This window comes from Nonomuraea sp. NPDC050733, from assembly GCF_040654215.1.
Classification (GTDB): Bacteria; Actinomycetota; Actinomycetes; order Streptosporangiales; family Streptosporangiaceae; genus Nonomuraea.
The window spans coordinates 43,971-68,882 of the sequence record NZ_JBFAHO010000008.1; the positions used below are offsets into that span (position 1 = coordinate 43,971).

Annotated in this window: 24 protein-coding genes; 17 read left to right on the plus strand and 7 right to left on the minus strand. The window is 71.9% G+C overall.

Translation table 11 applies throughout. From position 1 onward, the window contains the following. Positions 1-3: 3 nt before the first annotated feature. Both AB0H64_RS16520 and coaA read right to left on the minus strand, forming a co-directional pair. On the minus strand, positions 4-960 hold the full coding sequence (locus AB0H64_RS16520; RefSeq protein WP_357624645.1) for a DUF389 domain-containing protein: 957 nt from the start codon (positions 958-960) through the stop codon (positions 4-6). Between the two features lie 75 nt (positions 961-1,035). Next, on the minus strand, positions 1,036-1,938 hold the full coding sequence (gene coaA / locus AB0H64_RS16525; RefSeq protein ID WP_357625090.1) for a type I pantothenate kinase: 903 nt from the start codon (positions 1,936-1,938) through the stop codon (positions 1,036-1,038). A 228-nt stretch (positions 1,939-2,166) separates the two neighbouring features. On the opposite strand from coaA, the gene AB0H64_RS16530 reads away from it, so the two are divergent. The 12 genes from AB0H64_RS16530 (at position 2,167) to tsaD (ending at position 12,825) form a co-directional block, all read left to right on the plus strand. Then, positions 2,167-3,585, plus strand: coding sequence for an alkaline phosphatase PhoX (locus tag AB0H64_RS16530; RefSeq protein WP_357624647.1), 1,419 nt, complete (start codon positions 2,167-2,169; stop codon positions 3,583-3,585). 34 nt (positions 3,586-3,619) lie between these two features. Beyond that, a complete protein-coding gene (locus tag AB0H64_RS16535) occupies positions 3,620-3,970 on the plus strand; it encodes a holo-ACP synthase (RefSeq protein ID WP_310708484.1) in 351 nt (116 codons plus the stop codon). A 9-nt stretch (positions 3,971-3,979) separates the two neighbouring features. Beyond that, positions 3,980-5,440: an NAD(P)H-hydrate dehydratase gene (locus AB0H64_RS16540; RefSeq protein ID WP_357624650.1), complete on the plus strand. Its 1,461-nt coding sequence runs from the start codon at positions 3,980-3,982 to the stop codon at positions 5,438-5,440. A gap of 94 nt (positions 5,441-5,534) precedes the next feature. Continuing rightward, positions 5,535-6,668 carry an alanine racemase gene (gene alr, locus AB0H64_RS16545; RefSeq protein WP_357625093.1) on the plus strand — a complete coding sequence of 378 codons (1,134 nt, stop codon included), beginning with the start codon at positions 5,535-5,537 and terminating at the stop codon, positions 6,666-6,668. A gap of 16 nt (positions 6,669-6,684) precedes the next feature. Then, complete coding sequence (locus AB0H64_RS16550) at positions 6,685-7,746, plus strand: alpha/beta hydrolase (protein ID WP_357624652.1); 1,062 nt, start codon at positions 6,685-6,687, stop codon at positions 7,744-7,746. 50 nt (positions 7,747-7,796) lie between these two features. Next, complete coding sequence (gene tsaE, locus AB0H64_RS16555) at positions 7,797-8,207, plus strand: tRNA (adenosine(37)-N6)-threonylcarbamoyltransferase complex ATPase subunit type 1 TsaE (RefSeq protein ID WP_355453094.1); 411 nt, start codon at positions 7,797-7,799, stop codon at positions 8,205-8,207. Positions 8,208-8,469: 262 nt separating this feature from the next. Further along, entirely contained in the window at positions 8,470-9,096 is a 627-nt protein-coding gene (locus tag AB0H64_RS16560) for a hypothetical protein (protein WP_357624655.1), read from the plus strand. Between the two features lie 13 nt (positions 9,097-9,109). Then, positions 9,110-9,643, plus strand: a complete 534-nt coding sequence (locus AB0H64_RS16565; protein ID WP_357624657.1) for a class F sortase — start codon at positions 9,110-9,112, stop codon at positions 9,641-9,643. Between the two features lie 54 nt (positions 9,644-9,697). Continuing rightward, positions 9,698-10,627 carry a phosphotransferase gene (locus AB0H64_RS16570; RefSeq protein ID WP_357624659.1) on the plus strand — a complete coding sequence of 310 codons (930 nt, stop codon included), beginning with the start codon at positions 9,698-9,700 and terminating at the stop codon, positions 10,625-10,627. Positions 10,628-10,713: 86 nt separating this feature from the next. Continuing rightward, entirely contained in the window at positions 10,714-11,358 is a 645-nt protein-coding gene (gene tsaB / locus AB0H64_RS16575; protein WP_357624662.1) for a tRNA (adenosine(37)-N6)-threonylcarbamoyltransferase complex dimerization subunit type 1 TsaB, read from the plus strand. Positions 11,359-11,369: 11 nt separating this feature from the next. After that, a complete protein-coding gene (rimI, locus tag AB0H64_RS16580; protein WP_310708554.1) occupies positions 11,370-11,801 on the plus strand; it encodes a ribosomal protein S18-alanine N-acetyltransferase in 432 nt (143 codons plus the stop codon). After that, positions 11,794-12,825 carry a tRNA (adenosine(37)-N6)-threonylcarbamoyltransferase complex transferase subunit TsaD gene (gene tsaD / locus AB0H64_RS16585; protein WP_357624664.1) on the plus strand — a complete coding sequence of 344 codons (1,032 nt, stop codon included), beginning with the start codon at positions 11,794-11,796 and terminating at the stop codon, positions 12,823-12,825. The genes rimI and tsaD overlap by 8 nt, the downstream gene beginning before the upstream one ends. Before the next feature lie 38 nt (positions 12,826-12,863). On the opposite strand, the gene AB0H64_RS16590 is transcribed toward tsaD, so the two are convergent. The 3 genes from AB0H64_RS16590 to AB0H64_RS16600 form a co-directional block, all read right to left on the minus strand. Beyond that, a complete protein-coding gene (locus tag AB0H64_RS16590; protein WP_357624667.1) occupies positions 12,864-13,940 on the minus strand; it encodes a serine hydrolase domain-containing protein in 1,077 nt (358 codons plus the stop codon). A 174-nt stretch (positions 13,941-14,114) separates the two neighbouring features. Further along, positions 14,115-16,100 carry a hypothetical protein gene (locus tag AB0H64_RS16595; RefSeq protein ID WP_357624669.1) on the minus strand — a complete coding sequence of 662 codons (1,986 nt, stop codon included), beginning with the start codon at positions 16,098-16,100 and terminating at the stop codon, positions 14,115-14,117. Between the two features lie 193 nt (positions 16,101-16,293). Further along, positions 16,294-17,676, minus strand: a complete 1,383-nt coding sequence (locus AB0H64_RS16600; RefSeq protein WP_357624672.1) for a methyltransferase domain-containing protein — start codon at positions 17,674-17,676, stop codon at positions 16,294-16,296. Positions 17,677-17,918: 242 nt separating this feature from the next. Between AB0H64_RS16600 and groES the strand changes: the two genes are divergently transcribed. The 4 genes from groES to AB0H64_RS16620 all read left to right on the plus strand — a co-directional run bounded on the left by groES (position 17,919) and on the right by AB0H64_RS16620 (position 21,609). After that, positions 17,919-18,233: a co-chaperone GroES gene (groES, locus tag AB0H64_RS16605; protein WP_197093639.1), complete on the plus strand. Its 315-nt coding sequence runs from the start codon at positions 17,919-17,921 to the stop codon at positions 18,231-18,233. A 69-nt stretch (positions 18,234-18,302) separates the two neighbouring features. Then, positions 18,303-19,922, plus strand: coding sequence for a chaperonin GroEL (gene groL, locus AB0H64_RS16610; RefSeq protein ID WP_357624674.1), 1,620 nt, complete (start codon positions 18,303-18,305; stop codon positions 19,920-19,922). 719 nt (positions 19,923-20,641) lie between these two features. Next, entirely contained in the window at positions 20,642-21,277 is a 636-nt protein-coding gene (locus AB0H64_RS16615) for a sigma-70 family RNA polymerase sigma factor (RefSeq protein WP_357625097.1), read from the plus strand. Then, complete coding sequence (locus AB0H64_RS16620) at positions 21,274-21,609, plus strand: hypothetical protein (RefSeq protein ID WP_357624677.1); 336 nt, start codon at positions 21,274-21,276, stop codon at positions 21,607-21,609. The genes AB0H64_RS16615 and AB0H64_RS16620 overlap by 4 nt, the downstream gene beginning before the upstream one ends. Here the strand turns inward: AB0H64_RS16620 and AB0H64_RS16625 are convergent. Continuing rightward, positions 21,570-21,947 carry a DUF5319 domain-containing protein gene (locus AB0H64_RS16625; protein ID WP_175587859.1) on the minus strand — a complete coding sequence of 126 codons (378 nt, stop codon included), beginning with the start codon at positions 21,945-21,947 and terminating at the stop codon, positions 21,570-21,572. The genes AB0H64_RS16620 and AB0H64_RS16625 overlap by 40 nt on opposite strands. Before the next feature lie 36 nt (positions 21,948-21,983). Next, the gene (locus AB0H64_RS16630) at positions 21,984-23,012 is read right to left on the minus strand and encodes a LuxR C-terminal-related transcriptional regulator (protein WP_357624682.1); all 1,029 of its coding nucleotides are present in this window, start codon (positions 23,010-23,012) and stop codon (positions 21,984-21,986) included. A 418-nt stretch (positions 23,013-23,430) separates the two neighbouring features. Here AB0H64_RS16630 and guaB point away from each other — a divergent pair, with 418 nt between their 5' ends. After that, positions 23,431-24,912, plus strand: a complete 1,482-nt coding sequence (gene guaB / locus AB0H64_RS16635; RefSeq protein WP_357624683.1) for an IMP dehydrogenase — start codon at positions 23,431-23,433, stop codon at positions 24,910-24,912.

A 24,912-nucleotide genomic window follows, 5' to 3' on the forward strand; every position in this document is an offset into this window, starting at 1 on the left:
ACACTACCCGCCGCCCTGCTTGCGCCGCATCGGCCGTACGGAGGACGCGCGTCCTACTTGAGGCCAGAATCTGTGCTGCACCACGAGGGTGGCGGTGCCCGCGATCACCATGCCGGCGACGTTCACCGAGAGCTGCGTGACCGAGCCCGCGACCTCACCCCAGTCGCCGAGCGCGATCGCCACGGCCGCGTAGCCCGCGGCGGGCACGGTGGTCACCGAGATGAAGACGCCGATGAGCGCCGACGACTTGCCCGCCGTGACGGACAGCACGCCTGCCACGCCCGCGAGCAGCGCCACGATGAACGACCACCGGTCCGGCTTGACGATGAACTGCACCTCGCTGTTGCCGCGCAGGTGCGACGGGTCGATCCAGCCGAGCCCGCGTGAGACGAGCGCGCAGGCGACCGTCACGGCGATGGCGATGGCGAAGCCCACCACGAGGGTCCTGAAGGCGCCGGCGATCAGGCGCCAGCGCCCGCGCAGCAGCCCGAAGCAGATGGCCGCGATCGCCCCGAACTCGGGACCGAGGACCATCGCGCCGACGATCAGGATGATCGACTTCTGCAGCACGCCGATGGCGGCGATCTGCGTGGCGATCGCCAGGAACACCAGGTACGCCCAGGTGATGCGCGAGTCGGCCTGGACCCGGTGCGCCAGCTCCTCCCAGATCACCGCGTCGTCGGGATCGCCCGGCGCCTCCTCCACCGCCTCGTCGGCGGCCCGGGAGATCGTGAGCTCGATGTGCTCCGCGGCGATCGACCCCTCCTCGCGCAGCCAGCCGAGGTCACTGATCACCTCGTTGGCGGACTCGCGCGCCACGTCGGCGAGCACGACGTCGCCCTTGGGCGCCCGGGCGGCGTCGGGCAGGACGATGATGTTCGTCGCGCCGGTGCACCTCTCCAGCACCGCCGTCACCTCGGCGGTGCGGGAGGAGGGGCTGATCAGTCTCAGGTGGAGCATCGGGCCATTCTCGCGGAACGCAGGGCCGGGAAGTCAGAGCCGGGAAGTCAGGGCCGGCAAGTCAGGGCCGGCGAGTCAGGTGCGGCGCAGGCGCACCCGCCGGACGGAGTGGTCGGCGTCCTTGTGGAGGACGAGGTCGGCGCGGCCCCGGGTGGGGGCGATGTTCTCGACGAGGTTGCGCTCGTTGATGTCGCGCCAGACGTTGACGGCGAACTTCGTGGCCTCGTCGTGCGACAGCTCGGCGATGTGCCGGAAGTACGACTTGGGGTCCTCGAAGGCGGTGCGGCGCAGCTTGTGGAAGCGTTCGACGTACCAGGTGCGGATGTCCTCGACCTTGGCGTCGACGTAGATGGAGAAGTCGAAGTAGTCGTTGACCGCGAGCGAGGTGAGTGGGGCCGGCTGGAGCACGTTCAGCCCCTCAATGATCAGGATGTCCGGACTTTTCACGCTCTGGGTGGCGCTGGGGACGATGTCGTACTCCAGGTGGCTGTAGATCGGCGCCTTCACCTCGGCCGTCCCCGCCTTCACCTCGGCCACGAACCGGACCAGCGCCCTGCGGTCGTAGCTCTCCGGGAAGCCCTTGCGGTGCATGATGCCCTTGGACTCCAGCACCGCGTTCGGGTAGAGGAAGCTGTCGGTGGTGATCAGCTCCACATGCGGGTGCTCCGGCCAGCGGGCCAGCAGCGTGTGCAGCAGCCGCGCCGTCGTCGACTTGCCGACCGCGACGCTGCCCGCGATGCCCAGGATGTACGGCACCCGCCGCTCCGGATGGCCGAGGAAGGCGTTCAGCACGCTGCTGCGCTGCTTGGACCCCGTGTAGTGCAGGTTCAGCAGCCGGGTCAGAGGGAGGTAGATGTCGGTGACCTCGACCAGGTCGATGGGGTCGTCGAGGCCGCGCAGCTCTTCCAGCTCTTCTGCGGTGAGAGTCAAGGGCGTGTTCTTGCGGAGATCGCTCCACTGCTCCCTGCTCAGTTCCACGTAGCCGTTGTTCACCTAGGCAGCGTAGCGACGCGGCCGGGGGCGAGTCCCGGCCGGGTCGGCAGGTTGTCCACAGCCTGTGGATGAACCTGTGGAGTTCTCGACATTCAGTTCGGGGAAAGGCGCCGTCCCCTTCACCGTCCACCTGTTGTCATCTCCCCGAAACCGGGAGTGCCGCGGATTCGGGACGGCTACTGTTCGGGGAAGCCAGTGTCCCCGGGAGGGTTCATGGACCGTCGTCGCTTCCTGGCCAGGGCCGCCGTGGCGGCCGCCGCCGGCATCGCCGGACCGTTCGCGGGCGTCGCCTGCGCGTCGGAGCGCGGCGGGGTCACCCGGGTGCGGGGCTACGGCCCGCTGCGCGCCGTCCGCGACAAACGCGACGGCCAGGTACGCCTCCACCTGCCCGAAGGCTTCAGCTACCGCTCCTTCAACGAGGCGGGCGGAAAGTTTCCCGACGGCTCCACCGTCCCCGGCCGCCACGACGGGATGGCGGCGTTCGCCGGACCGCGCGGCACCGCGTACCTCGTGCGCAACCACGAGGTCGGCGGCCCCGTCGGCGCGTTCGGCGACAAGGACAAGGCCTACGACCGGATGGCGGGCGGCGGCACCGTCACCCTCCAGGTCACCGCCCACGGCGAGGTGCTCAAGGCGAGCCCGTCGCTCAACGGCACCATGCTCAACTGCTCCGGCGGCCCCATGCCGTGGAAGGCGTGGGTGAGCTGCGAGGAGACCGTCAACGGGCCCGACGTGGGCAACGACTTCTCCGGCGGCGACAACTCCAAGCTCACCCGCAAGCACGGCTACATCTTCGAGGTGCCCGTGACCGGCGCCGCGACGGCCCGGCCGATCAGATCGGCGGGGCGGTTCGCGCACGAGTCGGCCGCCTTCGACCCCGAGTCGGGCGCGCTCTACCTGACCGAGGACTGTTTCAGCTTCGCCTCGGGCCTCTACCGCTACCTGCCGCCCAAGCACCCGCTCAAGGCCGGGCGCCTCCTCGACGGCGGGCGGCTCCAGATGCTCGCCGTCAAGGGCTCGCCCCGCGAGGACCTGTCCGCGGGCCAGCGCGCCGGAGCCACGTACACCACCGCCTGGGTCGACATCGACGAGCCCGACCCCGACTTCACCGGCAGGCCGCCGAACGACGAGGCCGTGCAGGCCGTCGGCAGGCAGGGCCGGGCCAAGGGCGCCGCGATCTTCTCCCGCCTCGAAGGGGCGATCCACCACCAGGGCACGATCTACTTCGTCTCCACCCAGGGCGGCGCCACCGCCACGGGCGACACGGCCCCCTCCGGGTTCGGCAAGGGCCGCGGGCAGGTGTGGGCGTACGAGACGTGGAGCGGCAAGCTGAAGCTCGTGTACGAGTCGCCGCGCTCCACGGTGCTGGACCTGCCCGACAACGTCACGGCCAGCCCTCGCGGCACGCTCGTGCTGTGCGAGGACGGCGACGGCGACAACTACCTGCGCGGCCTGACCCGGCACGGTGAGCTGTTCGACTTCTGCCGGATGGAGCCCGTCGCGGGCGACCCGGGCGCGGAGTTCGCCGGGTCCACGTTCGGCCCCGGCGGCCACACGCTGTACGTCAACATCCAGTCCGCGCACGGCATGTCGTTCGCCATCTGGGGGCCGTGGCAGCGCGGCGCGTTCTGAGCCCGCGGCGTGGAGGCCCCGTTAGCCTGGGGGGATGATCCTGGGCATCGGGGTGGACGTGGTCGACATCGCCCGGTTCGAGGCCACGCTGGAGCGCACCCCCGGGCTGCGGGCGCGGCTGTTCACCGAGGCCGAGCGTGACCTGCCGGCGCGGTCGCTGGCCGCCCGCTTCGCCGCCAAGGAGGCCGTGGCCAAGGCGCTCGGCGCGCCGTCGGGGCTCGGCCACCTGGAGGCCGAGGTGCGCCGCGGCGACAACGGCAGGCCCGAGCTGCACGTCACCGGCCGCGCCGCCGAGGTCGCCTACGAGCTCGGCGTCAAGCGCTGGCACCTGTCACTCAGCCACGACGCGGGCGTCGCCGTGGCCTACGTGATCGCGGAGGGATAGCTTCGGATCATGCGCACCGCCTTCACCGCCGACCAGATCAGAGCCGCCGAGCGGGAGCTGATGGCCCGCCTGCCCGACGGCACGCTCATGCAGCGCGCCGCGTCCGGGCTCGCCGCCGCGTGCGCGGGCCTGCTCGGCAAGGTGTACGGCAGCCGCGTGGCCCTGCTCGTCGGCAGCGGCGACAACGGCGGCGACGCCCTGTACGCCGGCGCGCGGCTGGCCCGGCGCGGCGCCAGGGTCGAGGCCGTGCTCGCGGGCGGCAGGACGCACGAGGCGGGGCTGGAGGCGCTCCTGCTGGCCGGTGGCCGGGTGGCCGGCGCCGAGGCGGTCGAGCGGGCCGAGCTCGTCGTGGACGGGCTCCTCGGCATCGGGGCGTCCGGGGCGCTGCGGGAGCCATACCGGGAGCTCGTCCGGGCGGCCAACGCGGCGGCTGCGCCGACGGTCGCCGTGGACGTGCCCAGCGGGGTGGACGCGAGCAGCGGCCGGGTGGAGGGCGCCGCCGTCGAGGCCAGGCTGACCGTGACCATGGGGGCGCGCAAGACCGGCCTGCTGGTGGACCCGGGGGCCGCGCTCGCGGGCGAGGTGGAGCTGGTCGACATCGGGCTCGGCCCCTATCTGCCCGACCCCGACGTGGCGGGGCTGTCCCGCGCCGACGTGGCGGACCTGCTGCCGCGCCCGGCCGCCGAGAGCGACAAGTACCGCAGGGGAGTGGTCGGCGTCGTCGCCGGCAGCGACCAGTACACCGGGGCGGCCGTGCTGGCCGTGGGCGGCGCGCTGCTGGCCGGCGCGGGCATGGTCCGCTACGCCGGACCCGGCGAGCCGGTCGCGCAGGTGCGGGCCCACTGGCCCGAGGCGGTGATCACCGAGCTGGACCGGCCCTCGCTCGACGGTGTCGGCCGGGTGCAGGCGTGGGTGATCGGGCCCGGCCTCGGCACGGGCGACTGGGCGCGGGAGCTGCTCGCGCAGGTGCTGGCGAGCGACGTGCCCGTGCTGGTCGACGCCGACGGGCTCACGGTGGTCGCCCGCGAGCGCGCGCTGCTCGGCCGTACGGCGCCCGTGCTGGTCACCCCGCACGCCGGCGAGCTGTCGCGGCTCACGGGAGCCGGGCGCGACGAGATCGAGGCCGACCGGCTGGCGCACGCCCGGGGCGCGGCGGCCGAGCTGGGCGCGACCGTGCTGCTCAAGGGCTCCACCACGGTCGTCGCCGAGCAGGGCAGACCGGTGCGGGTCAACGGCACAGGCACCCCGTGGCTGGCCACGGGCGGCACCGGCGACGTGCTGTCCGGCGTGGCCGGTGCGCTGCTCGCGCAGGGGCTCGGAACCTACGACGCGGGGTCGTGCGGGGCGTACCTGCACGGGCTGGCCGGGAGGATCGCCGCCTCGGGCGCGCCGCTGCACGCGGCGGGCGTGGCGGCGGCGGTGCCGGAGGCGATCCGCGAGGTCACCCGCTCGGTGAGCGTTCACCGCTGAACCGCGCCCGGGCCGCCCCGGCGAGCGCGGGTTCACCGGTGAACCGCGCCCAGTCACCTGGGTGAGCTGCCAAACTGGGGGGATGGGATTCCCGATGGCGACGCCCGCGCAGGCGCGGGTGGACCTGGCCGCGATCGAGCACAACGTGGCCCTGCTCAAGGAGCGTGCCGGCGGCGCCGAGCTGATGGGGGCCGTCAAGGCGGACGCCTACGGGCACGGCCTCGTGCCGTCCTCCGAGGCGGTCCTGGCGGGCGGGGCGAGCCGGCTCGGCACCGCGTACATCAGGGAGGCGCTGGAGCTTCGCGCGGCCGGTGTCACCGCGCCGGTGCTGTCGTGGATCATCGGCCCCGGCGAGCCCGTCGCGGAGGCCCTGGAGGCCGGCGTCGAGCTGTCGGCGTCCGCCGAGACCATCCTGGACGAGATCGCCGCCGCCGCGCGGCGCACCGGCCGCACCGCCCGCATGCACCTGGAGGCCGACACCGGCATGAGCCGGGGCGGCGCGCCGCTCGCCGCCTGGCCCGGGCTGCTGGCCAGGGCGGCCCGCCTCCAGGCCGAGGGCGCCGTCGAGATCGTCGGCCTCTGGTCCCACTTCGCCTGCGCCGACATCCCCGGCCATCCGTCGATCGACGCGCAGCTCTACGCGTTCGAGGAGGCGCTCAAGCTGGCCGAGCAGGCCGGCGTGGGCGGCTCCCACGTCATCCGGCACCTGTCCAACTCCGCCGCCGTCATGACACTGCCCCGCGCCCGCTTCGACATGGTCCGCTCCGGCATCGCGATGTACGGGCTGAGTCCCGTCCCCGAGCTGGGCGACTTCGGCCTGCGGCCGGCGATGACGCTCCTCGCCCGGCTGTCGCTGGTCAAGCAGGTCCCCGCCGGCTCCGGCGTCTCGTACGGGCACCTGCACGTCACCGAGCGTGAGACCCGGCTCGGCCTGGTCCCGCTCGGCTACGCCGACGGCGTGCTCCGGCACGCGACCGGCCGCGCCGAGGTGCTGGCCGGAGGGCGGCGCAGGCCCGTGACCGGGCGCGTGTGCATGGACCAGTTCATGATCGATCTCGGGAACGACGCCCTGGCCGAGGGCGAGGAGGTCGTTCTCTTCGGATCTGGGGGTAGGGGCGAGCCCACCGCTCAGGAGTGGGCGGATAACCTCGGCACCATCACGCATGAGATCGTGACGAGGATCGGCGCGCGGGTGCCGCGAGTCCACGTGCGCGACAGCCAGGAGTGAGAGGGGGCACGGGGCCATGACCACGACGACACGCCGCAGGGTCGGCATCGCCGGAGCCATCGTCGGTGCCGCGTCGGCGGGGGTCGCTGCGGCGACACTGGCCAAGCGCTACGTGGTGGGCCGGATCAGGGTGCGTCCCGACGCCGAGCTGGCCGAGCCGTTCGGCGAGCTCCGGGGCCGGGAGCGCACGCTGACCACCTCCGACGGCGTCAATCTGCACGTCGAGATCGACGGGCCAGAAGAATCGGGGAGTGAGGCGCCGCTGACGGTCGTCTTCTGCCACGGTTACTGTCTCAGCCTGGAGTCCTGGCACTACCAGCGCCGCGACCTGCGCGAGAGCTACCGCGTCGTGCTGTGGGACCAGCGCTCGCACGGCCGCTCCCAGCGCGCCGAGACCGGCGACGCCACGATCGACCGGCTCGGCGACGACCTGGCCGAGCTGCTCGACACGTTCGTGCCCGGCCCGTGCGTGCTGGTCGGCCACTCCATGGGCGGCATGACGATCATGGCGCTGGCCGACCGCCGCCCCGAGCTGTTCGGCGACCGGATCAAGGGCGTGGCGCTCATCGGCACCTCGGCGGGCAAGCTGGCCGAGATCACGCTCGGCCTGCCCGCGCTGGTGTCCAAGGTCGTCCACAAGGTGGCGCCCGGCGCGGTGTCCATGCTCGGGCGCCGTGGCGCGCTGGTCGACCGCACCCGCCACGCGGGCAGCGACATCGCCTTCCTCATCACCCGCTACGCCGGCTTCGGCGACTCCAAGAACGTCAGCCCCACCCTGGTCGACTTCGCCGAATCCATGATCAGGGCGACGCCGACCGAGGTGATCGCCGACTTCTACCCCGCGCTGATGAACCACGACAAGCTGTCCGCGCTCGACGTCCTCGACCCCGTGCCCACCGCGATCATCGTCGGCGACAAGGACTGGCTGACCCCGCCCGACCACAGCCGCGCCATCGCCGCGGCGCTGCCCAGGGCCCAGCTGACCGAGGTGCCCGACACCTCCCACCTGGTCCAGCTCGAACGGCCGGGCGCGGTCAACGACGTGCTGCGCGACCTGATCAAGAGAGTGGAGCTGTAGAGAGTGGGGAGTACGCGGTGAACGCGGAGCGGTTGCCGACCGCCGACGACATGCGCGCCTACGGAGCCCGGCTCGCGGCCCGGCTGCGCCCCGGCGACCTGGTGGTCCTGTCGGGCCCGCTGGGCGCCGGCAAGACGACGCTGGTGCAGGGCATCGCCGAGGGCCTGAAGGTACGCGGGCCGATCACCTCGCCCACGTTCGTCATCGCCAGGGTCCACCCGTCGCTGGGCCAGGGCCCGCCGCTGGTCCACGCCGACGCCTACCGCCTCGGCGGCGACCTTGAGGTGGACGACCTCGACCTGGACGCGTCGCTGGAGGACTCGGTCACCGTCGTCGAATGGGGTGAGGGGCTGGTCGAGGGGCTGTCCGAGGACCGCCTGGAGATCCACATCGACCGTGAGACCGGCGACGACGCCCGCCTCGTGACGCTGCGGGGCGTCGGCGCGCGGTGGTCCGGCTGAGGGGTCGCTCGCTCACCCGTCGCGACACGCCGTTCGAGCGGGCCGAAGAGTAAAACGCGGGTCAACGCCCGGCAATCCTGTCACCCTTGGTAAAACTCGCCACTTCACGGAAAACATGATCGTTGGCGATGGATTCCCCCAGAATTTCTGGGTATCAGGAGGGGCAGCGTCCGCCTTTTTGGTGGATGCTTGGTGGAAGACGGCGAAGTGGGGTGCGCTGGTGCTCGGTGTCAGGCGATTCGCGGCCGCGGGAGCCATCCTGATGATCGGCGCACTGGGCTGCTCGGCCCAGGCGCAGACCAGCCCCACGACCACACCGACCGCGACCGCCACGGCGACCACGACCGCCACCAGCACCGCGACCACGACCGCCACGGCTCCGCCCGTCCGTGCCTCCATCAAGGTCGAGCTCAACCCCGACCGGGTGACCGCCGGAGAGACGTCGCGGGTGTGGATCCTCGCCAACTGCCCCGTGCCGACCGGCGGCCCCGCCCACACCGGCACCGCCACCTCACGGGCGTTCGTCAGCGGCGTCCCGCTCAACCCCGCGACCCCGACCCCCGCCGCCAACGCCACCACCACGCCCAGCCCGGGCCCCTGGGTGCGGGGCGAGGCCCAGGTGTCCGGCACCATCGCGCGCGGCACCTACCGGGTTGACGTCAAGTGCGACGGCACCAACGACACGGGCCGCGCCACCCTGCGCGTCGTCCGAGCCGACCCGCTGCCCAGCGACGTGCCCACCCGGGCCCCCCGCGCGGGCGGCGGCGGCACGTTCGGCAAGGACGTGGACGAGGGCTCCGGCCTGCCGCTCGCCCCGGCGGGGGTGCTGCTCGGCCTCGCCCTGGCCGCCGGCATCGGGATCGCGCTCAAGCGCCGCAGCCGGGCCTGACGAGGACGACGCCATGGCACGCCCGGGACGCGTGGTGCTCGCCGGGGCCGCCACGGGACTCCTGCTGGTCATGTTCGGCAAGACCCAGATCGGCACCCAGCAGGCCGCCAAGGTGGTGCCCGAGAGCATCGACATCCCGTCCATCGACGTCGAGGCGCCCCTGATGAAGCTCGGGCTGACCAAGAGCGGCGAGGTGGAGCTGCCGCCGTACGAGAAGCCCAAGGTGGCCGGCTGGTACACCGGCAGCGCGGTGCCCGGCGAGAAGGGGGCCTCGGTGATCGTGGGCCACGTCGACACCAAGACGGCGCCCGCGGTGTTCTACAAGCTGAGGAAGGTCCGCAAGGGTGAGCTGGTCAAGGTGGAGCGCAGCGACGGCAAGGTCGCGACGTACAAGGTGGAGGCCGTCGAGCAGGTCCACAAGGACCGGTTCCCGGCCAGGAAGGTGTACGTCGACGACGGGCTCAAGCTGGTGACCTGCGGCGGCACCTTCGACTACGCCAAGGGCGAGTACGTGGACAACATCATCGTCTACGCCTCCCGCGCCTGAGCCGTCCCTCCCCGGGACGGGAAATCCGGTTGCCGCGATCCGGATGATGGGGACATGAGTGTGGAGACCAATCCGCCGGCCACCGGCAGCCGCGTCCCGTGGGAGCGGGTGCACCCGGCGGCCCGCGCCGGCGTCGAGGAGTTCCTGGGCGGTCCCGTGACCGAGGCGGTCACGCAGGACAACGGCTTCTCGCCCGCCGCCGCCGTGCGGCTGCGCACCGCGCACGGGCGCCGCGCGTTCGTCAAGGCCGTCGGCCCCGAGCCGAACGCCGAGGCCGTGGGCATCTACCGCGCCGAGGCCGCGATCGCCGCCGCCCTGCCCGCGTCCGTGCCCGCGCCCCCGCTGCTGACGACGTTCGAGGCCGAGGACTGGGTGGTGCTGGTCTTCGAGGACATCGAGGGCCGCCACCCGGCGATGCCGTGGCGGCGCGACGAGCTCGACCGGGTGCTCGCGGCCGTCGACCGGATGTCCGCCGCGCTCACTCCCGCCCCCATCGCCGTCCCGTCCGTGGGCGAGCGGTTCGGCGACTCCTTCCGCGGCTGGCGCAGGCTCCTCGCCGAGGACACCACCGGCCTCGACCCGTGGGCGCTGCGCCACCTCGACGGCCTGGCGGAGCTGGAGTCCGGCTGGGCGGAGGCCGCCGCCGGCGACACGCTCCTCCACGCCGACCTGCGGGCCGACAACATCCTGTTCGCCGATGACCGGGTCTACGTCGTGGACTGGCCGTGGGCGTGCGTCGGCGCGCCCTGGTTCGACCGGGTGGCCCTGCTGCCGTCCGTCGGCATGCAGGGCGGCCCGCTGCCGCACGAGCTGGTCACCGACCCCGACCCGGAGATCACGGCGGTGATCGCCGCGTTCGCCGGCTACTTCGTACGGCAGGGCCGCCGGCCGGCGCCGCCGGGTCTGCCCACGCTCCGGGCGTTCCAGCTCGCCCAGGGCGCGGTGGCGCTCGACTGGCTCAGGCGGCGCACCGGCTGGTCCTGACGACCCGCTCCGACACATCGGCCTCGGAGGGCGTGCTTCGCCCGGACGGCGGGGGCTGAGCCGGGTGGCGGGTAGGCTAGTCAGTCGTGCTGGTCCTGGCCTTTGACACCGCGACCCCAGCGGTCACCGCCGCGCTCCACGACGGCGAGCGGGTTCTCGCCGAGTCGACGACGATCGACGCCCGGCGCCACGGTGAGCTGCTCGCGCCCACCATCCAGATCGTGCTCGGCGAGGCGGGCGCCGCGCTGCGCGACGTCACGGCTGTCGTCGCCGGCAGCGGTCCCGGCCCCTACACGGGGCTGCGCGTCGGGCTGATGACCGCCCAGGCGCTCGCCACGACGCTGGGCGTCCCCGCGTACGGCATCTGCACGCTCGACGCCGTCGCCTACGGCAGCGGCCGCGACGAGCCGTTCATCGCCGCCACCGACGCCCGGCGCAAGGAGGTGTTCTGGGCCCGGTACGCCGACCTGCGCACCAGGGTGAGCGGCCCGGCCGTCGACCGGCCCGCCGACGTGCCCACCGACGGCCTGCCGGTCGTCGGGGCCGGCGCCGCCCTCTATCCGGACGTGCTCGGCGAGCCGGGCGACCCGCCCTACCCCTACGCGGGCGCGCTGGCCGCCCTCGCCGTCGAGCGCCTGGCCGCCGGCGTCCCGCTCGACCCGCCGCGCCCGATCTACCTGCGCCGTCCCGACGCGGTGGTGCCCGGCGCGCCCAAGAGGGTGACGGCGTGAGACTGCGCCGGATGACCGAGGACGACCTGCCGGCGGTCATGGCGATCGAGCGCGCCACGTTCCCGCTCGACGCGTGGAGCGAGGGCATGATGCGCGGCGAGCTGGCCGACCAGCCCCGCACCCGCCACTACGTGGTGGCGCTGGTCGACGACGTCATCATCGGCTACGCGGGCATGGCCGCCGCGGCCGACCAGGCCGACGTGCAGACCATCGCGGTGCTCCAGGCCCACCAGGGCACCGGCGTGGGCGGAGCGATGCTGGCCGAGCTGCTGCGGGAGGCACGCGGGCGCGGCGCCCGCGAGATGTTCCTGGAGGTGCGCGACGACAACCCGCGCGCCCGCGGCGTGTACGAGCACTTCGGGTTCGAGGAGATCGGCATCCGCCGCCGCTACTACGACGACGGCACCGACGCGATCATGATGAGGAAGAAGCTGGATGGCTGACGCACCACTGGTCCTCGGCATCGAGACCTCCTGCGACGAGACCGGCATCGGCATCGTCAGGGGCCACACGCTGCTGGCCAACACCATCGCGTCCAGCATGGAGGAGCACGCCCGCTTCGGCGGCGTGGTGCCCGAGGTGGCCTCCCGGGCCCACCTGGAGGCGATGACGCCGACCGTCGAGGCCGCGCTGGCGCAGGCCGGCCTGAGGTTCTCCGACATCGACGCGATCGCCGTGACCGCCGGGCCGGGCCTGGCCGGGGCGCTGCTGGTGGGCGTCGCCGCGGCCAAGGCCTACGCGCTCGGCCTCGGCGTCCCGCTCTACGGCGTCAACCACCTGGCCGCCCACGTCGCCGTGGACCAGCTCGAGCACGGTCCGCTCCCCAAGCCGTGCATCGCCATGCTCGTCTCGGGCGGCCACTCGTCGCTGCTGCTGGTGCCCGACGTGGCCCAGGACGTCATCTCGCTCGGCTCGACGGTGGACGACGCGGCGGGGGAGGCGTTCGACAAGGTGGCGCGGGTGCTCGGGCTGCCGTTCCCCGGCGGCCCGCACATCGACCGGGCGGCCACCTCAGGCTCCGGCACGGCCATCACGTTCCCGCGCGGCAAGATCGACGACGGCACGCTCGACTTCTCCTTCTCCGGGCTCAAGACCGCCGTGGCCCGCTGGGTCGAGGCGCGCGAGGCGGGCGGCGAGTCCATCCACGTGCCGGACGTGGCGGCGTCGTTCCAGGAGGCCGTGGTCGACGTGCTGACCCGCAAGGCGCTCCAGGCGTGCCGCAAGTACGACGTGCACGACCTGCTCATCGGCGGTGGCGTGGCGGCCAACTCGCGGCTGCGCGCCCTGGCCCAGGAGCGGTGTGACGCGGCGGGCGTGCGGCTGCGCGTGCCCCGGCCGGGCCTGTGCACCGACAACGGCGCCATGGTGGCCGCCCTGGGCTCCGACCTGGTGGCCGCCGGGATCACCCCGTCCGCCCTGGAGATCCCGGCCGACTCGTCGATGCCGATCACGACGGTTCATGTGTGACGGGTGCGGGCCGGTCACGGCGGTCCTGGATGGGACGGTCAATCGCGCCCCTGGCCCGCCGACCCGCACAACGCCTTGACGGCGATGCTCATGACCTCCTCGGTGGACGGGTTGCGGGTCGAGGGGTTGATCGACAGGGTCATCGACTTGCCGGAGTCCGTGCGGAACACGAACGTCAGGTATCCGATCAGCTCGCCGCTGTGTCCCCACACCGTGCCGCACGGCAGCCGGTAGGCCTGCAGCCCGAGCCCATAGCCGAACCCGACTCCGGTCTCGACCGTCGTGCGCATCGCCTGCAATGACGTCCTGCTGATCAGCTTGCCGTCGAGCAGCGCCGACATGAACCGCTCCAGGTCGGCCGCGGTCGAGATCATCTCGCCTGCGGCCCAGTCCAGCGAGGGGTTCATCCGTGTGGCGTCCACCAGGTCGGGCAGCGGCTCGTATCCCTTGGCGTGCGGTGACGGCAGTCCCGCCCGGTCGCCCGGCACCACTGTGTGGCGCAGCCCCAGCGGGCGCAGGATGCGGCGCGTGACCTCGGTGCCGTACGGATGGCCCGTCAGCTTCTCCACCAGCAGCCCGAGCACCACGTAGTTGGTGTTGGAGTAGTGCCACTTCCCGTCGTCGGGGAGCTTCTTGGCGAAGGCCACCTTGAGCAGCTCGCGCGGCTGGTAGGAGCGGAACCGGGCGTCGCCGCGCCAGCGGTTGGTCGAGTATCCGGGCTCGCTCATGTAGTCGTACAGGTGGCTGGTGTGGTTGAGGAGCCGGCGCACGGTGATCTGCTCGCCGCCCGGCACCAGGCCGGGCAGGTACCGGTCGATGGGGTCGTCGAGCTGGATCTCGCCCTCGTCCACGAGCTGGAGCACGACAGTCGCGACGAACGTCTTGGTGACGCTGCCGATCCGGAAGTACCCGTTGGGCGACGGCGGTCCCTCGCGCTCGATGTCGCGCACACCCACGGCGCCCGACCAGGTGCGTCCGCCGTCGGAGACCCGCGCCAGGGCGGCCGTCGCCCCGCCGCCCGCCACGATCTTCTCCAGGTCGGAGCGTACGTCCACACCATGGCCACCCGCGGTGACAGCCGTCGCGACCAGCACGTTCATCAGCATCTGCATCATGTGCTCAACGCTATGGAGATCGGCTGCGCGGCGGAATGCGGTGCTCCACCGACTCCAGCTGAGGAAAACCGCAGCAGCTCAGGAGCCGACCGGCCATGACGGACGCGGCCGACGTCGGCGCGTGCGGGTGACGCCGGCCCTGCCGTACAGGGTGGGGCCGGTCCGGACGGCGGGTCAGTCCTTCGGGCGGGTAGGGCGGAGGAGGGCCTCGGCGAGGGCCAGCATGGTCTCCTCCAGCGAGCCCAGGCGCTTGGTGAGGTCCGCCGTGGCCGGCGTGACGATGCCCGTCACCGTGCGCGTCAGCTCCTCGCGGTCGGGCCGCGCCTGGAGCAGCTCCGTGAGAGCGCCCGCCGCCGCCGTGAGACGGTCGGCCTCGTCGGCGGCGCGGGCGGCGATCGCCTCCTCGATCCGCTCGCCGATGCCGAGCGTGACCGGGAGCTGGCTCACCCGCTGGTTGACCGCCTCCAGGTGGTCGTCCACCGTCTCCAGCTGCTCACCCGCCTGCTCGGCGCGGGTGGCGAGGTCCGTAAGATGCCGGTCCACGCCGTCGAAGCGGGCCTGCATACTCGTCTGGATGGCCGTCTGGATGGCCGTTCCCACCTGGTCGAACCGCGTCGTCAGGCCCGTGTCGACCGCGTCGAGGCGGGTGGCGAGCCCGTCCACCGTGTCGAGACGGGCGGTCAGGTTGGCGTCGGCCGTGGCGAAATGGGCGGCCATGGCGCTGTCGCTGCGGTCGAGGCGGCTCGTGACCCCGTCGAACCCGGCCGCCAGCTTCGTGTCGACGGTCGTGAAACGGCCCGTCACCGTGCTGTCGACGGCGTCGAACCGGGTCGTCAGATGCTCCTCGACCTCGCTCAGCCGCTCGTCCAGCGACTCCAGGTCGTTGTCCAGGTGGTTGAAGCGGGCCTCGTTGCGGGTCGCGTTCTCGCCGAGGTGCTGGTCGACGCCGGCCACCCGCTGGTCCACCGACGCCATCCGCTGGTCCACGGCCGCCATCCGCTGCTCGACCTCGCCCACGCGCTCGTCCACGGCGCCCAGCCGCTCGCCGGCGGCGACCGCGCGCTCGTCCAGCGTGGTCAGGCGGCCGTCGAGGGCGGTGAAGCGGCCGTCCATCCGGCCGTCCAGGGCGCCGAGCTGCCCGTCGAGCGAGACGATCCGCTTGTCGACGGACCCCAGCCGGGAGTCCATCCCGGCCAGGCGGCCATCCACGCCCTCCAAGCGCACGTCGAGCTCGTCGAGCCGCACCGCGACCTGCTGCTGCGTCTCCTCCAGGCAGGTGGCCAGCTCCTGCCGCGACTCCTCCACCCGCGCCGCGAGCCGCTGCTCGGCGGTCGTCAGCCGGTCGGTCACGGCGCTCACCTGGCCCGCCAGCACGTCCACGTGCGCGGTCAGCCTCTCGGCCACGGCGTCCACGTGCGCGTTGACCTGCTCGCCGACGGCGGCGGCCCTGGTCCCGGCCTGCTCGGCCGCGGCGGCCAGCCGGCCGTCCAGCCCGCTGGACAGCCCCGAGGCGATCCCGCTGGACAGCTCGGCCACCACGTTCTCGACCCGGTCGGTGCGCGCCGTCAGCTCGGCGAGCGACCTGTCGAGCCGGGTGAAGCGGCTGGCGGCGGCCTCCATGCTGGAGCCGAGCTGGGCCATGACGGCCGCGAACTCGCCCATCCGCTTGGCGATGCCCTCGCCGCCGTCCAGCACCGACTGCAGCCGCTTCAACGTCTCCTCGACGCCGCCGCCGATGGTCGTCAGATCGTCCCAGATGTTCGGAAGCTCCACCACAGGGGCGACGCGCTCGTGGACCGACTCCACCCGGGCGTCCACGGAGCCCACCTGCGAGCCGACGGCGTCCACGTGGTCGCGGACCGCCTCGACGTGCTGGGCGAGGCCCTCGGCCCACATGGGCGGCTTGGCGGCCATGTCGTCAAGGCGCCCGCTCACCGTCTCCAGCGTGCCGCTCAACCCACCGAGCTCGCGCTCGCGCACCTCGCGCAGCAGCCACTCCATGCCTTCGAGCCGCTGGCGGATCTCGTCGAGGACGGCCCCCTGCGTGCGCTGCTCGTACACATGATCCTGCGCGGCGCGCGCCAGCAGCTCCCGCATCCTCTCCGGGACCTTGCTGTGCCCCCCTGTCTGCAGGAGGGTGGTGTGGTTGGAATGATCCACCGAAAGCTCCTTCACTCGCCGACGGTTCATCGCGCAGCGGTGGGATAGGTCCGGTTTGCAGATGGACGAAGGAGAACGCGGTAAACCGCTACAGGGGGAGAACTCCCGCCCGCCCACCTTAGCCTCTCGATCAAGCCACGTCAGTGGTGCGGGAAAATATCGTGGTTGCCGCAGAAGCGCCCTGATTTGCCATTCACGCAGGTGGGCACGGGCGGCAGATCAGGGCGGCGGGCTTATCCATGATCCGGGTCAGAATGACCACGGCGGATTCGCTGCCCGAAAGTCGCAGATCTCCGCGAAGGCGTTCGATGTCCACGGCGGAGGCGCGCTTTTTAATAGTGACATTTCCTATTTTCCGGTCGCGGAGGGCGGCGCGTAGGCGCTTCAGCGAGAACGGCAGCGCCTCCTCCACCTCGTACCGGGACGCCCAGGGGGTGTCGACCGGGTCGTCCCCGGTGATGTAGGCGATCATCGGGTCGGGCAGGCGGCCGTCCACCAGCTCGGCGACCTCCGCGACGAGGTGCGCGCGGATCGCCGCGCCGTCGGGCTCGTACACGTAGCGGCCCAGCGGGCCGACGGGGGCGACGGCGCTCGTGTCACGCAGGACGTGGCCGCCGGGCAGCAACGTGGCCAGCCGGACCGGCCCGCCGCCCGTCGTCATGTCCTGCCCGCCCGTCGTGCCGGCATCGGGGTGCGTCCACAGGGACGCCTCCTTCACCTCGCCCTTGTACGAGACCCACTCGGCCTCGGCCGTCTCCGGGATGAACTCGTACGGGATGCCCGGGGCGACCTTGAGACAGGCCCACCGGGCCCGGGCGACCAGGTCGAGCACGACGGGCCACGGCGGGGAGTAGGCCAAGGGGTCGAACGTGCGGCCCCTGGAGGTGCGCCGGGCCGGGTCGGCGAACAGCACGTCGTAGTCCTCGGGTGACACGGAGGCGGCGTCGGCCACCCGGACCGAGACCCGTCCGGTCAGCCCGAGCGACTCGACGCTGGCCCTGGCCACGGCCACGGTCAGCGGGTCGGTGTCGACGGCGTCCACGACACAGCCGGCCCGGGCCAGCGCCAGGAGATCCCCGCCGACGCCGCAGCACACGTCCACGACCCTCGGCCCCGCCCTCTGCGCATCCGAGCCGGGCGGGCCGGAGCCGTACGGGGCCGGGGGCCGCGTTCCTGGGCCGGGTGGGCCCGAGTCGTACGGGGCCGGGGGCCGCGTTCCTGGGCCGGCGTCCTCCCGAGCCGTCGCTCCCGGGCGCGGCCGCGAGACCTGTGAACCCTGTGAGTCCTGCCACAGCGCGGTGAGCCGGGCGGCGCGGTGGGCGGCGACCTCGGCCCGGGTGGCCTGCTCCAGGCCGTGCGGCGTGAAGTACATCAGCTCGGCGTCCGCGCCGAACTTGGCGCGCGCCCGGTCCCGGAGCCGCGCCTGGGTGAGCGCGGCCGAGGCGAGCGCGGCGTCGTAGGTCCGGCGCAGGCTCGTCGCGGCCGCCACGGGGTCGCCCCCTTGGAGCTCGCTCGCCTCCGCGAGCGCGCGCTGCCCGCGCGGGGTGAGCAGCTCGGTGAAGGCGTCCAGGTCCACGCCGTACGACGTTAGCGCCTCCCCCGCGGGCCCGGATCCGGGACCCCGTCACGACCTGCGAGTATGGGTTATCGCTCTCAGCAGACGTGTTCGTGTTGACTGTCAAGCCCCTCTTGCATATGTTTCCTGTTGGCACTCTCCCCTTGAGAGTGCCAACGTGCGACGAGGCAGGTCTGGCACCCGCGACGGCAGGCCCCGCTGGTCGCCTCTTCTAGATCATTCAAATCTGAAGGGGAGGTCCGATCGTGACGACCGCCACCAAGGTTCCCGTTAAGCCGCTCGGCGACCGCATTGTGGTGCAGCCGCTTGAGGCTGAGCAGACCACCGCTTCCGGCCTGGTCATTCCGGACACCGCCAAGGAGAAGCCGCAGGAGGGCAAGGTCCTCGCGGTGGGCCCGGGCAACTGGGATGAGGACGGCGACAAGCGGATTCCGCTCGACGTCAGTGAGGGCGACATCGTCCTCTACAGCAAGTACGGCGGCACCGAGGTCAAGTACGGCGGCGAGGAGTACCTCGTGCTCTCCGCCCGCGACGTTCTCGCAATCATCGAGAAGTAAGCCGGTGGTGTCGGGCCCCGGGCGCGTGAGCGGCCGGGGCCTTCGACACTAGGAGAGGACTTTCAGCAAATGGCGAAGATCCTGGAGTTCGACGAGGACGCCCGTCGCGCTCTTGAGCGCGGCGTCAACGCCCTCGCGGATGCCGTGAAGGTTACCCTCGGCCCTCGTGGCCGCAACGTCGTCATCGACAAGAAGTTCGGTGCTCCGACCATCACGAACGACGGTGTGACCATCGCTCGTGAGATCGAGCTGGAGGAGCGCTACGAGAACCTCGGCGCCCAGCTCGCCAAGGAAGTGGCCACCAAGACCAACGACATCGCGGGTGACGGCACCACCACCGCGACGGTCCTGGCCCAGGCCATGGTCCGCGAAGGCCTGCGCAACGTGGCGGCCGGCGCCTCGCCGCTGTCGCTCAAGCGCGGCATCGACAAGGCGGCCAAGGTGATCAGCGACAAGCTGCTCGCCAGCGCGCGCCCGGTCGAGGACAAGAAGGAGATCGCCAACGTCGCGACGATCTCGGCCCAGGACGCCAAGATCGGCGAGCTGATCGCCGAGGCGTTCGACAAGGTCGGCAAGGACGGCGTCCTCACGGTCGAAGAGTCCAACGCCATGGGCATGGAGCTCGAGTTCACCGAGGGCCTCCAGTTCGACAAGGGCTACCTGTCGGCCTACATGGTCACCGACCCCGAGCGCATGGAGTCCGTCCTCGAGGACGCCTACGTCCTGCTGACCCAGGGCAAGATCGCCTCGATCGCCGACTTCCTGCCGCTGCTGGAGAAGGTCGCCCAGACCAAGAAGCCGCTGCTCGTGGTCGCCGAGGACGTCGAGGGCGAGGCCCTGGCCGTCCTGGTCACCAACAAGATCCGTGGCACGTTCACCTCCGTCGCCGTCAAGGCGCCGGGCTTCGGCGACCGCCGCAAGGCGATGCTGCAGGACATGGCCATCCTCACCGGCGGCCAGGTCGTCAGCGAAGAGGTCGGCCTCAAGCTGGAGAACGTCGGCCTTGAGGTGCTCGGCCAGGCGCGTCGCATCGTCGTCACCAAGGACGCCACGACCGTCGTCGACGGCGCCGGTGACCAGCAGGCCATCGAGGACCGCGTCAAGGAGATCAAGCTCGCCATCGAGCAGTCCGACTCCGACTGGGACCGCGAGAAGCTGCAGGAGCGACTGGCCAAGCTGGCTGGCGGCGTCTGCGTGCTGCGCGTCGGCGCGGCCACCGAGGTCGAGCTCAAGGAGAAGAAGCACCGTCTCGAGGACGCCATCTCCGCGACGCGCGCCGCGATCGAGGAGGGCATCGTCTCCGGCGGTGGCTCGGCCCTGATCCACGTCTCCAAGGACCTGGACGACCTCGGCCTGACGGGCGACGAGGCCACCGGTGTCGGCGTCGTGCGCCGCGCGCTGGTCGAGCCGGCCCGCTGGATCGCCGAGAACGCCGGTCTCGAGGGCTACGTGGTCACCCACAAGGTCGCCGAGCTGCAGGCCGGCCACGGCCTCAACGCCGCGACCGGCGAGTACGGCGACCTGATCGCGCAGGGTGTCATCGACCCGGTCAAGGTCACCCGCTCGGCCGTCCAGAACGCCGCTTCGATCGCGGGCATGCTGCTCACGACCGAGGTGCTCGTCGTGGACAAGCCCGAGGAGGAGGCCCCGGCCGCCGGCCAGGGCCACGGCCACGGTCACGGCCACTGACAACCTGAGGGTCACCGGCTGACGGGCTTCGGCCCGCGCGGCCAGTGACGTCACGGCTCACGAACGGCCCGCCCCCACTCCGGGGGCGGGCCGTTCGCGTGCCCGGCCTCTGGCGGGAGTGGGTCGTTCGCGTGTGTCTGACCTCTGGTGTCGGTGGGGTTGCGGGTGCTCGGCCTCTAAGGGGGTGCGGGTGCTCGGCTTCTGGCGGGAGTGGGCCGTTCGTGTGTGTCCGGTCTCTGGTGTGATGGGGTGCACGGGTGCTCGGCCGCTGGCGGGGGTGGGGCCTGTGGGTGCCCTGCTTCTGGGGAGAGGGAGTGCTGTGCTCTCCTGTGGGAGGTGGCCGACGACCGGACGGGTGAGGAGCTCAGGTGACTCGTCCGGATAAGGCGGCTCATGAAATGTGATGTAGTACCAGATACAACGCCGCACACCGCCTCGTACTCGCAAATAGTGACTTATCGCGGTAAACCAGAAGTGCTAGCAAAGCGTCGGGTGCCTGACATGTTCTCGCCTCGGTGCGTTGTCTGAGCCGTGTTGTCTGATCGTGTTGTCTGGACTGGACAGCTGACGAATTCCGTGCATTTCGCCTTATGGGGTGAAATATTCCTCCAGTAGTAAAGCCTTACTGTCGTCATTCGATTACGGGCCGTCGTCGTCTCTTCAATGTGACCAATCCGTAGCCGTTCGCGATGACGACAGGCCCGATCAGGGCGGGCATCATGCCTAACGTGAGCGAGGGAAGCGTCGCCGACGCCAAAATTGGGGTAAGGCTCGCGTCGAGACTTCCGGCACGGACGGATGACTCCGACCTTAGGGAACTGACCAGTCTCGCCGTACAGGGAGATCGCGGTGCGATCGAATCCCTGCTCGGCGAGTTGCGCCCGATGGTGGTGCGCTATTGTCGCGCCAGGTTGGGCAGGGTTTCAGGGCAATATCACATTGCCGATGACGTGGCCCAGGAGGTGTGCATCGCGGTGCTGTCCGCGCTGCCGCGCTATCGCGACATGGGCCGTCCGTTCGCCTCGTTCGTCTTCGGCATCGCCTCGCACAAGGTGGCCGACGCGCTGCGCAGCTCCGTGCGTTCGGCCGTGCCGACGCAGGATCTGCCCGACGGACCCGACGACGGACCCGGGCCCGAGGAGACCGTGGTCCGCTACATCGAGGTCGAGCACGCCCGCAGGCTGCTCGCCAGGCTGCCCGACAACCAGCGTGAGTTGCTGCTGTTGCGGGTGGTGTCGGGTCTGTCGGCTGAGGAGACCGGTAATGTACTGGGCATGTCACCAGGTGCGGTCCGGGTCGCCCAGCACCGGGCGCTCGCGAGGTTGCGGCAGATGGCCGAGCTGGAGTCGGCTTGACGCAGCGGCGGACCGGAGGCGGTCCGGCTCCGGAGGACGAAGGCGACGGGAGCGACGAGAGCGACGCGCTGCTCGACGCCCTCGCCTGTGGGGAGCCGCCCCCTCATGACGATCCCGCCGCACGGCTGCTGGCCGCCCTGATGGCGGACGTCGCCGTGGAGGCGAGCGCGCACGACGGGCAGGCGGGCATCGGGCAGGCGGGTGCTGGGGAAGCGGGCGGCCAGGAGGAGAGCGCGGGGCACGGCGCCGCGCTGGAGGAGGCCGGGCCGTCGTCAGCGGGCCGGCCGGTGGGTCAGCGGCGTTCCTCGGTGTCGATGACGCCGTCCACGTAGCCCCTGGCGTACTCCCATGTGACGTAGTCGGCCGGGTCGGGGTGGAAGGCGGGCTCGTGCACCTGTGGCCGGCCCTTCTCGATCATCTGGCGTAGGTTGCCGCGCAGCAGGTCCCAGTCGAAGAAGTGCTGCTCGCCGCATTCGGGGCAGTCGAGTACCAGGCCGAGCACCCCCTGGGGCTCCAGCAGGGAGCGGAACACCTCCACGTCGGCGAGGTCCGTGATGGCCTCGTCGCGCTCGGCGGCCGTGAGCGGCTCGGCGTCGTCGAGCTCACCCATCGCGGCGGAGGGGTCGTTCGGATCGTCCGCGAACGGGTCGCGGGGGACGTCTTCCAGCACCTTCCCACCATATGACCGATGCGGCCCCAGTGGTGGTCACCGGTCGTCAGTGGCCTGGCCAAGCCATCCGCGCCGGGCCGCCTCCACACCCGCGTGGAAGCGGGACTGCGCGCCCAGCCGGGTCATGGCGTCGGCGAACCTGGCGCGTACGGTGCGGACGGAGACGCCGAGGTGCCGGGCGATCGACTCGTCGCACATGCCCTGGGCGGCCAGCCGGATCACCTGGACGGTGCCGTCGGAGCGGTGGCCCCACGGCATGGGCACGGACCGGCCCCACCACTCCTCGAACAGGGACGTGAGCACGCCCACGACGATCGGCGTGCGTAACAGGTAGAAGTTGTAGGCGTGGTCGGGCAGGTTGCCGCCCCACAGCGCGGGCAGGCCGGCGGCCTGGTCGCCTGCGGTCATGAACCAGCTCGGCACCCGGTCGAGCGTGCGGACCTCGCCGCCGGTCTGCAGCAGGCGGCCGAGCCGGTCGCGTACGCCGGGCATGGCCAGGGTCTCGACGGGGACGACGGCGCGCACGGTGAGCAGGCCGCGCTGCTGCGCGTCGATCCAGGGATCAGCGAACTTGCGTGCGAAGTCGCTCATGGTGCGCTCGTCCGGGATGGCGGTGAGCACCGTCATCGGCGGCGACTGCACGGCCATGCCGACCACGCTCTCGTACAGGACGTCCGCCCCGCTGACCAGCTCCACCGGGAACGGCCCGCTCTGGTAGTCGCGTCCCGCGTCGTAGTCGCGGATGAGGCCGCGGATCGACCCGAGGGCCGAGTCGATGCGCCTGCTCTCCTCGGCGAGCCGGTCGAGCCGCTGCGCGATCAGCCGCCCGAGCGCGCCCGCCGGGTGACGGGCCAGGTACTCGCCCGAGTGCTCGTCGACCACGCCCAGCCGTACGAGGTCGTCGAGCTGCCGGCCGACCTTGTCGCACGGCCCGTCCATCGCCTCCGCCAGCTCCGTGAGCGTGGCGCGGTGCAGGCGCAGCACCGCCGTGTAGAGGGCCGACTGAGCCGGGTCGAGGCCCAGCGCCGCGAGGGGGTCGGGCACGGCGGGTGACTCGTTGCGCATGGCGGATGGCTCCGTACGGGGGACCGGGGGTGCCGCGAGGATAACGCGGCATCGTCGCCATGTCCGCCTCCTTGCGCGGGATGACGCGGCATCGGTGCAACTTCGTGCAATTGCACGTTTGCACATTGCGGCGTGCCGCTGCGTGACGCAGGCTTAACCGAGAGTCGGCGGACCAGCGGGCCGCGGAGCGCAGGCCATCAGGACACGGAGGGGGGTCCGGTGGCGCGACGCGCGCTCCGGCCCGGCCGCCGGTGGCCGGGGGACGGGACGGATCACCGACCGTCCCGTCCCCTGGCCCTTTTTCGATGCCGGGAGTACGACGGGCCGTGGGGGTCATCGTCCTCCCGGCATCCTTCCTGTTTGGACGCAGGCCCTAGACTTGTCCCCATCACGCGCAACGGCAGGAGGGGGCCGCAGCATGTCCAAGTTCACCGAGGTGGGTCTTACCTTCGACGACGTGCTGCTCGTGCCGGGTTATTCGGATCTTCAGCCGGGTGAGGCCGACACCAGTTCGCGGTTGTCACGCAACATCACGCTGTCCATCCCGCTGGTCTCCGCGGCCATGGACACGGTCACCGAGGCCCGCATGGCGGTCGCCATGGCCCGCCAGGGCGGCATCGGCGTCCTGCATCGCAACCTGGCGGCCGAGGAGCAGGCCCAGCAGGCCGACCTGGTCAAGCGGTCCGAGGCCGGCATGGTGACCAATCCGGTGACCTGCACCCCCGACGACACGCTGGCCGACGTCGAGCGGCTGTGCGCCACGTACCGGATCTCCGGCGTGCCCGTCACCGACCGCGACGGCATCCTCGTCGGCATCGTGACCAACCGCGACATGCGGTTCGAGACCGACCAGACGCGCCCGGTGCGCGAGGTGATGACCTCGATGCCGCTGGTCACCGCCCCGGTCGGCGTCTCCCGCGACGACGCGTTCACCCTCCTCCGGCAGAACAAGATCGAGAAGCTGCCCCTCGTCGACCCCGACGGCCGGCTGCGCGGCCTCATCACGGTCAAGGACTTCACCAAGAGCGAGCAGTACCCCCTGGCCACCAAGGACGCCGACGGCAGGCTCGTGGTCGGCGCGGCGGTGGGCGTCGGCGGCGACGCCGAGCTGCGCGCCAAGGCCCTCATCGAGGCGGGCGTCGACGTGATCGTCGTCGACGTCGCCCACGGCCACTCCAAGGGCCTGGCCGACATGGTCGCCAAGGTCAAGGCCAACAGCAGGGTCGACGTCATCGCCGGCAACGTCGCGACGAGGGCCGGCGCCCAGATGCTGGTCGACGCGGGCGCCGACGCCGTCAAGGTGGGCGTCGGGCCGGGCTCCATCTGCACCACGCGGGTCGTCGCCGGGGTCGGCGCGCCGCAGGTGACCGCGATCCACGAGGCGTCGCTGGCCTGCGGGCCCGCCGGGGTGCCGGTCATCGGCGACGGTGGCCTGCAGTACTCCGGCGACATCGTCAAGGCGATCGCCGCGGGCGCCGACACGGTCATGCTCGGCTCGCTGCTCGCCGGGTGCGAGGAGTCGCCGGGTGAGCTGATCTTCATCAACGGCAAGCAGTTCAAGTCGTACCGGGGCATGGGCTCGCTCGGCGCGGTCCGCAACCGCGAGCGCGGCGGCACCTCCTTCAGCAAGGACCGCTACGCCCAGGCGGAGGTCGGCGGCGAGGACAAGTACATCCCCGAGGGCATCGAGGGCCAGGTCCCGTTCCGCGGCCCGGTCGCCGCGGTGGCGCACCAGCTCATCGGCGGCCTGCGGCAGGGCATGTGGTACGCGGGGTGCCGCACGATCGGGCAGATGCACACCGACTGCCAGCTGATGCCGATCACCGCGGCGGGCCTCAAGGAGAGCCACCCGCACGACATCCAGATGACCGTCGAAGCTCCGAACTATCACAGAAGGTAA